Genomic DNA, 14,273 nt, shown 5'->3' on the forward strand with positions numbered 1-14,273 from the left:
TAATCACCTCCCAATGATATATACTTTTTTTACTCAGTTAAAAAATATTTAAGTTCCTGAATGTCTTCGTCTATTTGTAAATCTTTTTTTCTTTTATTAACAAAGTTGTATACAAGATTTTCTCCAAGACATTCTTTTACGAATATACTGTTTTCAAAAACGCCAAGTGCTAAACTAAAATTATCTGCAAGATTATCAAAATTTTCTATTTTTGTATCTTGGGTAAAATATTTCAAATTAGCATTTTCGTTTAATTCTTCTTTTTTCTTAATACCCTCTAATCCTGCATTGATTACAAGAGCAAAAGCCAAGTAAGGATTAGCCGTAGGGTCAAGACTTCTTAATGTAATCTTGCTTCTTTTTTCAATATAGTCTGTTATTTTAATAAGAGTATTAGGGTTCTTCTTTGACCAAGTAATTGATTTTGGCGCATAAAATTCCCCAAATCTTTTATATGAGTTTCTTGTTGGATTTAAAATTGCGGTTATTTCTTTTATTCTGTTCATGATTCCTGCAATAAAATATTTTGCATCTTTAGAATCTTCAAGTCCTTTTGATAAAATATTTTCATTGTCTTTAAATACAAGAAGATTAAGATGAAGCCCGCTGCCTGATAATTCTTTTAGAGGTTTAGGCATGAAAGTAGCATATCCGCCGTTTTTATTTGCAATTGCTTTTACAATCCATTTGAATGTAACAAAATCATCTGCAGCAAGCAAGGCTTCGGAGTTTCTAAATATTATTCTGTTTTGTCCAGGGCCTCTTTCATGATGAGAACTTATAGGAGTTATTCCCATTTCTTCAAGAGTAAGGCAAATTTCTCTTCTGATATTTTCTCCCTTGTCAACAGGGGAGATATCAAAATATCCTGCTTCATCATAAGGCATTAAAGTAGGCTGTCCTTCGTCGTCTGTTTTGAAAATATAAAATTCGCATTCAGTACCTACTTTTATTGTATATCCCATTTCCTTTGCTTTGTTAACTGCTTTTGTAAGAATTCTTCTTGAGTCATTTTCAAAATTTTCTCCATTTGGATACTTTACATCACAAAAGAATCTTGCAACCCTTCCTTCCGATGGTCTCCAAGGAAGAATTGATAAAGTAGTCGGATCCGGAAATAAAAGTAAAGTATTGTTTTTTTCGTTTGAAAATCCGTCTATGGCAAATCCGTCAAAGGCTATTCCGTTTTCAAAAGCATTTTGCAGTTCATCTGACATTATAGCTATATTTTTTTGAATGCCGAACACATCACAAAATGCAAGTCTAATGAATTTAATGTCGTTTTCTTTAACGAAATTGATGACTTCCTTTGTAATATTATTCATATACCCTCCTAATGATTAGTATATAATTGTTTGTATGGACTTTTTGTGTTTGGAATTATAATATAAAATTTACTTTCTATAATATTATCATAATCTTTATTAAAATAATTACAATATTTTTTTATATTATCTTTTATTTCCTCTAAATCTTCTTTTTCTGCTTCTTTAACGATAAGTTTATCACCTTCAAATACAGGTGGGTTATTTGTTCTAAGATAAATTTTACCCCCATGCATTCCCGTTGCACAGAAATTACCCATTGGAATTTCTTTATCTTCATATCCCAATCCTAATATAACGATATTTCCGCCTGCTTGGTATTCACCAAGGAATGAGCCTGTTTTCCCTCCAACGATTATGGCTGGTTTTTTGTCTTTATAGGCTTTCATATGGATACCTGCTCTGTATCCTACATCACCTTCAACAAATATTGTACCACCACGCATTGCATATCCTGTCGCATCTCCGCTTGAACCGTGAATTATAATTTCACCGTCATTCATTGTATCACCTGTCGCATCTTGTGCATTTTCATTTATGGTGATTTGTGCACCGTCAAGATATGCGCCTACTGCATTTCCAGGTACTCCGTTTATTGTAAGATTAACTTTAGACATACCTGCACCTATAAATCTTTGTCCCATTACATCATCAATAGTTATGTCTAAATCTTTTAAAGCACAAGCTTTAATCTGTTCGTTTATTTGTCTGTGTTCAAGTCCTTTTGCCCCAAATCTCATAACTTTTTACCTCCAAGCTTAGAGTCTCTGTAATCTCTTGAAAATGCCATAAGTCCCGGATTATCTTTAACTAAATCAAAATCTATGTCATTTAGATTAATTTTTTCTCTTATTAAATAAGTATATATTCCGGCTTTATCTACATCTCCTATGATAATGAAACCTTTAAGAAGATTATTTTTATATACAAGTTTCTTATATTCATTTTCATTTTCTACTATATATTCTTCACCGTCGTAGTTTCCTGCTGTTACCATATGAAGACCAAATAATCCAAGAGAATTCATCGGCATTGCATTTTTATAGGATTTTTCTCCTCCTGCCATGTTTACTCCTGCTGTTTCGCCTTTAAAGTAAGCATTTGGAAGAAGTGCAAGGATGATATTTTGATCTCTTGTAATATCATAACTTTCAGTACAGTCTCCTGCAGCATAAACATCTTTAATTGTCGTCATACCATGTTCATCGGTTATAATACCTCTGTTTACTTCACATCCTATTTCCTTTGCTAAGTTTACGTTTGGTCTTACACCTACCGCAACTACGAATATATCATAATCAAGCTTTGAACCATCTTTTAGGGTAGCTTGTTTTTCATCAATTTTATCAATACTGTTACCAAGTATAAATTTAACACCTTGGTTTTCAATATGTTTTTGGACCAGTTTGCATCCTTTTTCATCAAGAATACTTGGTAAAATTCTATCGGCAAGGTCAACAACGGTAACATTTTTAACTTTATTGTTAATTGCTTCCGCACATTTAAGACCGATAAGTCCTGCACCTAAAATTAATACTTTACTGTCTTTTGTAATTGCTTTTTTAAGATTTAACGCATCATCCAAAGACATAAAAGTAAATTTGTTTTCTACCTTTTCTTCTCCTTCAATGTGAGGTGTAAAAGGGGAAGAGCCGGTTGCAATCATTAGTTTTTTGAAAGGGATGTTTCTTTTATTATTAAGGACGATACATTTATTTTCATAATCGATTTTTTCCGCCTTAACCCCTTTTATCACTTCCACATTGTTTTTTATATAAAAATCATCTTCTCTATATCTCATTTTTTCCAAAGTTGTCTTTCCTTCAACAAGATAAGATATCAAAGGTCTTGAATAGATAAAATGATTTTCATCCGTAACTAAAGTTATATCACCTGTTTTATCAACACTTCTTATTCCTTCTATTGTTCCAATGGCGGCAATAGAACCGCCGATAATTACATATTTACTCATAATTAACCCCTTTCCTCGAAAACAATGGCATTATTTGGACATCCTTTAACACAGTTAGGTTCTCCAAAAGAATTGTTTGTACAAAATTCACATTTGTTTACAACACTGTTTTCTTCATCGGGATGAATTGCACCGTAAGGACAAACTAAAACGCATGTCAAACATCCGATACATTTTTCTTTATCTACACTGATAAGTCCGTCTTTTATTGATAAAGCACCACTTATACAGCTTTTTACGCATATTGGTTCTTCGCAGTGTCTGCAAGATACAGCAAAGTGAATTTGATCTTTATCTTCAACTCTTATATTAGGATAGATTTTCTTTCCTTTAAGAGCTTTTATCATATTGTCTTCTTTACTGTTTGCAAACGCACAGTTATATTCACATAGGTGACATCCAAGGCACCACTTTTCGTTGACGTAAATTCTTTTCATATTTTATTCTCCTGCATGCTTTATTCCTAGTATTTCAAGTTCTTTTTCGTTAAGACCTACACCTCTTAACATTAATCTGTTTCCTTTTAGGGCTTCTATTGAGTTTATTCCCATACCGCCCATCATTTCTTTTATTTCATGTTCCCAAGCGGTTACAAGGTTTACTACTCTTTTATATCCAATATCAGGATTTAATCTTTTTACAAGGTCTGGTCTTTGAGTTGCAATACCCCAGTTGCATTTTCCGCTGTGGCAGTTTCTGCATAAGTGGCAGCCAAGAGCCATTAATGCTGAAGTTGCGATATAAACACAGTCGGCACCAAGGGCAATTGCTTTTACTACATCTGCACTGCTTCTTATACTTCCGCCAACTACAAGAGAAACATTATCTCTTATGCCTTCACTTCTAAGTCTTGAATCAACACTTGCAAGGGCAAGTTCAATCGGAATACCTACGTTATCCCTAATTCTTGTTGGAGCTGCTCCCGTTCCTCCTCTAAAACCGTCTATTGCAATTATATCTGCACCGCTTCTTGCGATACCGCTTGCAATTGCGGCAACGTTATGTACTGCGGCAATTTTTACGATAACTGGTTTTTTATATCCGGTTGCTTCTTTTAAAGAAAGAACAAGCTGTCTTAAATCTTCAATTGAATAAATATCATGATGAGGAGCGGGGCTTATTGCGTCGCTTCCTTCAGGAATCATTCTTGTTTTTGAAATATCAGGTCCGATTTTTTCTCCCGGTAAATGTCCTCCAATACCGGGTTTAGCACCTTGTCCCATTTTTATTTCAATAGCCGCTGATGTATCAAGATAATCTTTATGTACACCAAATCTACCTGATGCAACTTGAACTATTGTATTTTTTCCATATTTATAAAAATCTTCGTGAAGACCACCTTCACCGGTGTTATACATTATTCCAAGTTCACTTGCTGCTCTTGCTAAACTTTCATGAGCATTGTAACTTATTGATCCGTAAGACATTGCAGAGAACATTATTGGAACGTTTAATTTGATTTGAGGAGGAGTGTTTGGAACAATATTTCCTTTATCATCTCTTTCAATTTTTACATTTTTCTTTCCTAAGCTTACTTTTGTTTCCATTGGCTCTCTTAGGGGGTCAATAGATGGGTTTGTTACTTGAGATGCGTTTATAAGCATTTTATCAAAGTAAATAGGGTACTCTTTAGGATTTCCCATTGATGCAAGAAGCACTCCACCGCTGTCAGCTTGACGGTAAATGTTTTCTATATGTTCAGCTTTCCAACTTGCATGAGGTTTAAAAGTATGATCGCTTTCAACGATTTTTAAAGCTTTTGTAGGGCATAGAGATACACATCTATGACATGCAACGCAGTTTGTTTCGTCACTTAACATAAGTTTGCTGTCTTCGTCATAAAAATGTACTTCATTTGCACATTGTCTTTCGCATACTCTGCACTGTATACATCTGTCTTGATTTCTTACCACTTCAAACTGTGGATGTATAAAATTAATTCCCATCTTATTCTACCCCCTTGTTTAATGTAACTATTACAGGTTCACCACCGGCAGGTGAGTAAATTTTATCTACTTGTTTTTGTATTATTTTTATTGCACTTTCTTCACTTGCCATATATACACTTTCTCCTTTTTCGGCAACAACCATTGAACGAAGTTTTAATCTGTCGTTAAGAGCCATAAGTCCTCCGTTAAAGCCTAAGATAATAGAGAAAGGACCTGTAATAAGTAGACTTGAAAACATAGTTCTTAAATATGAAAGTCTTTCTTTTTCTTTTTCGTCTTTTGTTTTTATTGTTTCCCAGAAAGGAGCAGCAACAACTTCAGCTGCTTCTTTTAATGTAAGTTTATTTTTTCTAAGCAAATAATCCATCATATATGTAATTACTTCTGTATCTGTTAGAAGATTACATTTATATCCAAACATTTCAATATATCTTCTGTTTGCATCATAAGAAGATATTTCACCGTTATGAACTATTGAGTAGTCAAGAAGACTAAAAGGATGGGCACCACCCCACCAGCCGGGAGTGTTGGTAGGGTATCTGCCGTGTGCTGTCCATGAATACGCTTTGTATTCATCTAGTTTATAAAATTCGCCTACATCTTCCGGATAACCTACTGCTTTAAAAGAACCCATGTTTTTGCCGCATGAGAATACATAGCAGCCTTGCATATTTGTATTTATATTCATAACGCATTCAACTACAAATTCTTTTTCGTCTAATTGAGAAGATTTTAGTTTAGATTCTTTTGGTAATACAAAATATCTATATATTAAAGGTTCGTTTGTGATTTTATCGATTTTTCTGGTTGGAATGATTCCTTGTTCGATAATATCAAAATGAGTATCTAAAAAAGCTTCACATTCTTTTCTTACAATATTGTCATCATAAAAAACATGAAAAGCATAATAATTTTTATATTCCGGATATATTCCGTAAGCAGCAAAACCTCCGCCAAGCCCGTTGCTTCTTTCGTGCATTACTTCAATTGATGTTATTATGTCTCTTCCGTCGGTTCTTTTCCCGTCTTTGTGAAAAATACCGCTTATGGCACATCCTGAAGGTATTCTTACATTTCCTTCTTTGTATCTTTCGTCAAATATCATTTTTACACCCCCAAAAAATAAAGCGCCCAATAAGCACATAAAAATAAAGTACTTATTGGACGCCGTTGTCCTTAATATTTAGTTAGTGTTATAAGTATAAACATAAAATTATAAAAATGCAAGAGAAATTTGTATTTTTTTTGAATTTTCTAAAAATTTAAAAAATTAAAAAAAATAACTTGACAAAAATAAATCCTCGTAGTAAAATCCATTCATACACAGCAAAGGCGCTGTAAGCAAAATGCTTACGGTGCCTTTTTGTTTTTAATAAGGCTCTTGTTAGATGAAATAATTATTAAATTTATAGTAGAAACCTAAAAGAAAAAATTGTATAATTATTTTATATGCAAAACTTATTAAGGTAGATACAAAATTAAACATGAAAGGATGTAAAAATTATGAGCGGAATACCCGAATTATTTGGCAGCAAGGTTTTTAATGACAAAACTATGCAAGAAAAATTACCGAAGGATACATATAAAAAATTAAAAGAAACAATAGAACAGGGAAAAAGACTTGATATAAGCATTGCGAATGAGGTTGCACACGCAATGAAAGAATGGGCACTTGAAAATGGTTGTACACATTATACTCATTGGTTCCAACCAATGACAAGTTTAACAGCTGAAAAACATGATGCATTTATCGAACCTGACGGAGATAATGTTGTTTTACGTTTGTCAGGTAAAGATTTACTACAAGCAGAACCTGATGCTTCATCTTTCCCATCAGGCGGACTTAGAGCAACAAACGAAGCAAGAGGATATACTGTTTGGGATCCTACAAGTTATGCTTTTATTAAAGATAATACTTTATGCATTCCTGCAATTTTCTGTTCTTACAATGGTGAAGTTCTTGATAAAAAAGCTCCACTACTTAAATCTATTGAAGCAATCAGTAATCAAACAAAAAGATTATTAAAACTTCTTGGAAAAGAATGCAGCGGTGCTAATACATCAGTTGGGGCAGAACAAGAATACTTTATTATTTCAGAAGAAATGTATAAGAAAAGACCTGACCTTATCTATACAGGAAGAACATTATTCGGTTCACCTTCTCCAAAAGGTCAAGAACTTGATGACCATTACTTTGGTTCAATAAAAGCACAAATTTTAGAATATATGGAAGATTTGGATAAAAGCCTTTGGGAATTTGGTATTACCGCAAAGACAAGACATAACGAAGTTGCCCCTGCGCAACATGAGCTTGCACCTGTATATTCATCAACAAATACAGCAACAGACCAAAACCAAGTTATGATGGAAATGATGAAAAAAATTGCAAGAAAACACGGGCTTGTATGTCTTCTTCATGAAAAACCATTTGAAGGCATAAACGGAAGCGGTAAACATAATAACTGGTCTATCACAACAAAAGAAGGAGAAAATTTATTATCTCCGGGAAACGACCCTAAACAAAACATGCAGTTCTTATTAGTTCTTGCAGCAGTTGTAAAAGCAGTTGACGAACATCAAGATTTACTTAGAATTTCTGTAGCAAGTGCAGGTAATGACCATAGACTTGGTGCAAACGAAGCTCCCCCTGCAATTATCTCTATATTCCTTGGAGATGACTTAAAAGGTGTAGTTGATGCAATTATTTCAGATAATGATTATAAGAGCGAAGGAAAAACAAAATTCTCATTAGGTGCTACTGTAATTCCTGATTTAACAAAAGATACAACAGACAGAAACAGAACATCACCTTTCGCATTTACAGGTAACAAATTTGAATTTAGAATGGTTGGCTCAAAAGACTCTGTTGCTTGTCCTAACATGATTTTAAATACAATTGTTGCAGATGCATTTAGTGAATTTGCAGATAAATTAGAAAAAGATAATTCAGAAGAAGCAATCAAAGCTTTAATTAAAGAAACATTTACTGCTCATCAAAGAATTATTTTCAACGGAGACGGATATTCTGATGAATGGGTTGAAGAAGCTGCTAAGAGAAATCTTTTAAATTTAAAAACAAGTGCAGAAGCAATTCCTTATTACAGAAAGGAAAACAATGTAAAATTATTTGAAAAACATAAAGTTCTTTCTAAAGATGAACTTGAAAGCAGAACAGAAGTTTTACTTGAAGAATATGCAAATGTACTTTCAATTGAAGCAAAAGCTACCCTTGAAATGGCAAAAGGTTCAATCCTTCCTGCTTGTATAGCTTATGTAAAAGAAGTTGCAGAAACATTACAAGTTAAAAAGGCAGTTTGTCCTTTAGCAAACAGTGATGTTGAAGAAAAAACAGTTGTAAGAATAAGTGATTTAAATGCTAAACTATATAATTCAATTAACGTATTAGAAGAAGGTTTAAATGAAGCCGATAAAGTTGAAGATGCAGAACAAAGAGCAATGGCATTTAAGGAAAAAGTATTTGATAATATGGAAGAAGTAAGAAAATATGCAGACGAACTCGAAACAATTGTTGACAAAAAATACTGGCCATATCCTGCATATGGTGACATCTTATTTAGTGTTCAATAAGAATATAAATTAAATAAATCAAGGCACAAAGGCGTGTATGTAATCTTTATATTTACATACACGCCTTTTTATTTTATATATTTTAGGAGGAAAAGAAAAATAGGAACAACATTTTCTGCTCTTGATACTATTTGGGTATTACTTGGAGCAATATTAGTATTTTGGATGCAAGCGGGGTTTGCAATAGTAGAGGGAGGTTTTACCAGAGCAAAAAATGCAGGTAACATTATTATGAAAAACTTAATGGATTTTGTTCTTGGTACCATTATTTTCTGGGTACTTGGTTTTGGCATAATGATGGGTGATGATATTGGTGGAATTATAGGTAAAGTGGATTTCTTTATTAGAGGAAACTATGATAGTACTTTCCCTACAATGGCCTTTATTATTTTCCAAACTGTATTTTGCGCAACGGCTGCTACAATTGTATCCGGTGCAATGGCAGAAAGAACAAAGTTTATTGCATATTTAATTTACTCGGCTGTAATCAGTGCAGTTATTTATCCAATTTCAGGTCACTGGATTTGGGGTGGTGGTTGGTTAAGCCAACTAGGATTCCATGATTTTGCCGGTTCAACTGCGGTGCATATGGTAGGAGGAATATCTGCTTTGGTAGGTGCAAAGATTTTAGGAGCAAGACTTGGTAAGTATGATAAAAATGGAAAGAGTAAAGCTATTCCCGGACATAACATTGCTTTAGGCGCTCTTGGTGTATTCATCTTATGGATGGGTTGGTTTGGATTTAACGGTTGTTCAACAGTTGCAATGTCAACAGATGCAGATATGGTTTCTGCGTCAACAATTTTCGTAACAACAAACATGGCAGCAGCAGCTGCTGCATTAATGAGTTTAATTGTTACTTGGGTTAGATACGGTAAACCTGATGTTTCAATGACTCTAAACGGAGCTTTAGCAGGACTTGTTGCTATTACGGCAGGTTGTGATATGGTTTCTACTACAGGTGCTTTCTTTATTGGTGCAATCGCAGGTGTGCTTGTTTTATTTGCAGTTGAATTTATTGATCATAAATTAAAAATTGATGACCCTGTTGGTGCAATCGCAGTTCATGGATGCTGTGGTGCGACAGGAACACTTTTAACAGGTTTATTTGCAGTTGACGGCGGTTTGTTCTATGGTGGTGGAATTCATATGTTCCTAACTCAACTTTTAGGTGTTGCGAGTGTAGCCGTTTATGTATTTATCGCAATGTTTATTGTATTTAAAATAATTGATAAAACAGTTGGTTTAAGAGCTAGTGAAGAGGAAGAAATCTTAGGTCTTGACATAACGGAACACGGACTTGTAAGTGCATATGCAGACTTTGCTCCTGCAGGAGATTTCTATTATTCATTGGATGATGAAAGTGAAGTCCTTGGAATTGAAACACAACCTACAACAGCTAAAGAAGAAATAAAAGAAGTTGTACCTACTACTCAAACAACTCCGGTTGAAGATGATATTAAAGTTACAAGACTTGACAGCGGTATAAGTAAAGTTACTATAGTGATTAATAAAGATAAATTTGGAGCTTTAAAAGCCTCAATGCAAAAAATCGGAGTTACGGGTATGACAGTAACAAACGTTCTTGGATGTGGTGTTCAAAAAGGAAGAAAACATTTCTATCGTGGTAGTGAAGTAGAATCTATTTTACTTCCTAAATTAAAGGTAGAAATCGTAGTTGCGGCAGTTCCTGTAAGAACAGTAATTGAAGAAGCGAAAAAAGCTTTATATACAGGTAATATCGGAGATGGTAAAATCTTTGTTTACGGACTTGACAATGTTGTTAAAATCAGAACAGGTGAAGAAGGCTTTGATGCTCTACAAGAACCAGAAGAAGAATAATAAAAAGACTTGTACATTATGTACAAGTCTTTTTAATTACTTATTAAACATTTATAAATTTTAATAAAATAAAAATTCCCTTTGCAAATTTTTTCAGTATTGTAATATATTTCATTCTCCATTAAACTGTAATTAAGAAAAGATTAAGGAGAATAGAATATGAAAGCATTAATTTTTAACGGACCGAATGATTTTTATTATGGGGATATTGAAACACCCGAGTGTCCTGAAAATGGTGTACTTATAAAAGTTATATCAGTTGGACTTTGCGGTTCTGATATAAGAACTTTTACTTCGGGACATAAAAAGGTAAAACCTCCTTTTGTAATAGGGCATGAGGTTGCAGGTATTATTGAAAAAAGTGACAGTGAATATTACAAAGAAGGTCAAAAAGTTATGTTAAATCCGGGTATAACTTGTGGAAAGTGCAGTTATTGTACATCGGATAAAAATATTAAGAATCAATGTAAAAATTTAATAGTGCCTGGAATGAATTTTTATGGCGGTTATGCTCAGTATATGGCAGTACCTGCAGTTGGTTCAACTCCTGAATTTTTACATATTTTACCTGATGACTTTAATTTAGACCTTGCTCCGTTATCGGAAACATTGGCAAGCGTATATTCTACACATGATTTTATCAATGTAACAAAAGGGGATACGGTTCTTGTAATAGGGGCAGGACCTCTTGGAAATTTACATAGTGCAATGGCAAAATTAAGAGGAGCTAAAAAAGTTATATTATCAGAAGTAAACCAGCCTAGACTTGATAAAGCAAAGAGATTTGATTATATAGATGTGTTCGTAAACCCAACAAAAGAAAGCTTGGAAGAAGTCGTTATGAGAGAAACAAACGGAGATGGGGTAGATGTTGCAATTACAGCCTGTCCTGTAGGTTCTGCGCAGGAAGAGGCCACTCATTATCTCCGTCCAAGAGGAAAACTTTTATTATTTGGCGGACTTCCACATGATAACTGCCGTGTAAATTTTGACAGCAATTTAATTCATTATAAAGAACTTCAACTTTGTGGAGGTTATAGCTTTGATCCTGCTTCTTTTAAATCTGCACTTGATTTAATAGTAGAAGGAAAAATTGATGCAAGCAAATTTGTTACTCATACAATTCCTTTAAAAGAAATAAAACACGGCATTGAAATGACAAAAACAGGGGAAGCTATAAAAGTAATTTTAAAGCCATGGGAAGAATAAAAAAAAGAGCAGGACAACCTGCTCTTTTTTTTGGTAAACATGAAAATTATTGATAATAGTTTTGTTATTTTATTAATATAATTATAATCTATTGACAAATGGGGTATAATATATTAAAATATTATAGCATATTCACGGGGGAGTGCCCGAGTGGCTAAAGGGGGCGGACTGTAAATCCGTTGGCTCAGCCTACAATGGTTCGAATCCATTCTCCCCCACCATTTTTATTAATACCGATTAAACGGTATTTTTTTTATGTATTTTTTCCCATTGTAATTGCTTTATTTATTATATTTTCATTACTTTCAATATCTTTTACGTTTGTTATGTTTGTTGCACATAAATGTCCCATAAGTTTTACACCTTCAAAACATGATATCCAGCCTTCAATTTCTTTTAATATTATATTTATTGCACTTTCTTCTTCATCGGCACATGAGGCAAGTAGATATATTTCTTTGAAATTATATTTCATTGCAAATACTGGGTTCATTCTATCTAGGAAATTTTTTAACTGTCCACACATTGTGTAATAATAAACAGGTGTTGCAAACACAATTGCATCGGCATTTTTAAATTTATCTAAAAGTAATTTAGCATCGTCATTTATAACGCATTTATGTTCCTTTTGACAGTATAGACATCCTCTGCAAAAGTTTATATTGTAATTTCTTAAATATACAATTTCGACAATATGTCCTTTTTCTTCTGCTCCCTTTTTAAAATTTTCAGCTAATATTTCTGAATTTCCCCCTTTTCTCATTGTGGAAGAAATAATTAAAATATTCTTTTTTTTCATACTTTTACTCCTTTACTTTAATATGTACTTGAACTTCATTTTTATTTGTAAAATTGTCTTCATCCAGATTTTCTATTACTCCGATTTTGGTATATTGATATGAAGTGTCAAAATCCTTATAGAATATAACCAGAGTATCTGCTCCGTAAAGCATAACATCACCTTTTTTTATTTTTCCTACATTATATTCATCCGTAGGAAGAGAGGATGATAAATTATAATACTTTTCATTTTGGTTAAAATCCTGCATTGTAATATTTAATGGAAGAATTTTTATAAGTTCCTTTGTCGTTTGATTGTTTTCTAAATTTAAAACATAATCTTTACCGTCGATATTTATGCTTAATGACTGAATATTTTCGGTATTTGATGTGTTTTTTGCTATATCTGTTGTTCCACTCATTATCTTGTTTTCTTTTTTGTCAGAAGATTTATCATTTTTATAATTTATAAAAATTAAACATATAAATATAAGTAAAATAATAAATATAAAGATGAATTTCTTCATGATTACCTCCTTTTTATTTTACTTTACTATATGGACTTAACTCCAAGTCAAGAGAAAATAAAAAAACACTTCATTTAAGAAGTGTTTTTTTATATTAATACATTCCGATACTAAATAAGTAAGCAATTACTACGGCTATTGGACCTGTTACAAGTCTGGAGAAAAGCATAGCCGGTACGCCTGCTTTAACTGTTTCATCTTCTGCTTCTGCCATTGTTAAAGCAACCGGAACGAAGTCGCAACCAACTTGAGAATTTATTGCAAAAAGTGCAGGTAATGAATAAGAAATAGGTATTGTTCCTTTTCCGATTTCAACCCCAAGAAGTACACCGACAACTTGAGCGATTACGGCTCCAGGACCAAGAATAGGAGATAAGAATGGTAGGGCACATATTACTGATAAGATAAGTAATCCCGGTAAAGTTCCTGCCAAAGGTTTTATTGCATTTGCTATAATATCACCAAGACCTGAGAATAGGATTATACCAACAAGTACACTTACAAATGCCATGAAAGGTAGAATATTTTTTATTATGATATCTATTGAATCTCTACCTGCTTGATAGAATACATTAACGAATTTACCTATTACTTTACCTACAGATGCTATTATATTTAAGAATTTATTTCCTTCATCAGCATTTTCAGCTTCTATTGTTTCATTTACAGCTGTTGTTTCGCTTTCTTCGCTTTTTTCAAATTCAATTTCTTTATCATCTTCCATAAGAGATAGGTTGTCTTCTTTTACGCCTGATACAAAATTGTTTTCATTCATATAACTTGCTAAAGGCCCTGATGGTGAAATTGGATGAATATCTATTGTAGGTACACCCATTTTGGGATAAACACCACATCTTAAAGTACCGCCACAGTCAACAACTGCTATAATGATTGTTTCAGGTTCTACTTTATTGTTGAATCCGTCTACTGCTGGAACATCTAAAAGTTCGGCTATTTTTGCTGCTAGAGGATGAATTCCTCCCCCTGTTATTGATGCAACAACTTTTTTTGTATCTGTTTCATATACTGTTAGAGGACCGCCCCAACCGCCTTTTCCTTTTGTAACCGTTAATTTTTTCAT

12 protein-coding genes and 1 tRNA gene are annotated in these 14,273 nt (G+C 33.2%); 4 read left to right on the forward strand and 9 right to left on the reverse strand.

Annotated elements, in window-relative coordinates:
- Positions 1-29: 29 nt before the first annotated feature.
- Genes FGQ49_RS00235 through FGQ49_RS00260 form a run of 6 tightly spaced genes read right to left on the reverse strand, consistent with a single transcriptional unit; the run spans position 30 to position 6,351 of the window.
- Positions 30-1,325: a glutamine synthetase family protein gene (locus FGQ49_RS00235; protein ID WP_138267907.1), complete on the reverse strand. Its 1,296-nt coding sequence runs from the start codon at positions 1,323-1,325 to the stop codon at positions 30-32.
- 8 nt (positions 1,326-1,333) lie between these two features.
- The gene (locus FGQ49_RS00240) at positions 1,334-2,065 is read right to left on the reverse strand and encodes a glutamate synthase (RefSeq protein ID WP_138267908.1); all 732 of its coding nucleotides are present in this window, start codon (positions 2,063-2,065) and stop codon (positions 1,334-1,336) included.
- Positions 2,062-3,297, reverse strand: coding sequence for an NAD(P)/FAD-dependent oxidoreductase (locus FGQ49_RS00245; protein WP_138267909.1), 1,236 nt, complete (start codon positions 3,295-3,297; stop codon positions 2,062-2,064). The genes FGQ49_RS00240 and FGQ49_RS00245 overlap by 4 nt, the downstream gene beginning before the upstream one ends.
- Positions 3,298-3,299: 2 nt before the next feature.
- The gene (locus FGQ49_RS00250) at positions 3,300-3,734 is read right to left on the reverse strand and encodes a 4Fe-4S dicluster domain-containing protein (RefSeq protein ID WP_138267910.1); all 435 of its coding nucleotides are present in this window, start codon (positions 3,732-3,734) and stop codon (positions 3,300-3,302) included.
- A gap of 3 nt (positions 3,735-3,737) precedes the next feature.
- Positions 3,738-5,243, reverse strand: a complete 1,506-nt coding sequence (locus FGQ49_RS00255; protein WP_138267911.1) for a glutamate synthase-related protein — start codon at positions 5,241-5,243, stop codon at positions 3,738-3,740.
- Between the two features lies 1 nt (position 5,244).
- Complete coding sequence (locus FGQ49_RS00260; protein ID WP_138267912.1) at positions 5,245-6,351, reverse strand: class II glutamine amidotransferase; 1,107 nt, start codon at positions 6,349-6,351, stop codon at positions 5,245-5,247.
- A 398-nt stretch (positions 6,352-6,749) separates the two neighbouring features.
- Between FGQ49_RS00260 and FGQ49_RS00265 the strand changes: the two genes are divergently transcribed.
- From FGQ49_RS00265 to FGQ49_RS00280, 4 genes are all read left to right on the forward strand, one after another.
- A complete protein-coding gene (locus tag FGQ49_RS00265; protein ID WP_138267913.1) occupies positions 6,750-8,834 on the forward strand; it encodes a glutamine synthetase III in 2,085 nt (694 codons plus the stop codon).
- 99 nt (positions 8,835-8,933) lie between these two features.
- The gene (locus FGQ49_RS00270) at positions 8,934-10,676 is read left to right on the forward strand and encodes an ammonium transporter (protein WP_138268038.1); all 1,743 of its coding nucleotides are present in this window, start codon (positions 8,934-8,936) and stop codon (positions 10,674-10,676) included.
- Positions 10,677-10,835: 159 nt separating this feature from the next.
- Positions 10,836-11,885, forward strand: a complete 1,050-nt coding sequence (locus FGQ49_RS00275; RefSeq protein ID WP_138267914.1) for an alcohol dehydrogenase catalytic domain-containing protein — start codon at positions 10,836-10,838, stop codon at positions 11,883-11,885.
- Positions 11,886-12,021: 136 nt separating this feature from the next.
- Positions 12,022-12,106 (forward strand) — tRNA-Tyr (locus FGQ49_RS00280).
- Positions 12,107-12,138: 32 nt separating this feature from the next.
- Here FGQ49_RS00280 and FGQ49_RS00285 read toward each other — a convergent pair.
- The 3 genes from FGQ49_RS00285 to srlE form a co-directional block, all read right to left on the reverse strand.
- Positions 12,139-12,684, reverse strand: a complete 546-nt coding sequence (locus tag FGQ49_RS00285; protein ID WP_138267915.1) for a flavodoxin family protein — start codon at positions 12,682-12,684, stop codon at positions 12,139-12,141.
- A 4-nt stretch (positions 12,685-12,688) separates the two neighbouring features.
- Positions 12,689-13,192, reverse strand: a complete 504-nt coding sequence (locus tag FGQ49_RS00290) for a cyclophilin-like fold protein (protein ID WP_138267916.1) — start codon at positions 13,190-13,192, stop codon at positions 12,689-12,691.
- A 94-nt stretch (positions 13,193-13,286) separates the two neighbouring features.
- Positions 13,287-14,273, reverse strand: a complete 987-nt coding sequence (srlE, locus tag FGQ49_RS00295) for a PTS glucitol/sorbitol transporter subunit IIB (RefSeq protein ID WP_138267917.1) — start codon at positions 14,271-14,273, stop codon at positions 13,287-13,289.

Origin of the sequence: Anaerofustis stercorihominis (assembly GCF_005844425.1) — a bacterium.
Classification (GTDB): Bacteria; Bacillota; Clostridia; order Eubacteriales; family Anaerofustaceae; genus Anaerofustis; species Anaerofustis butyriciformans.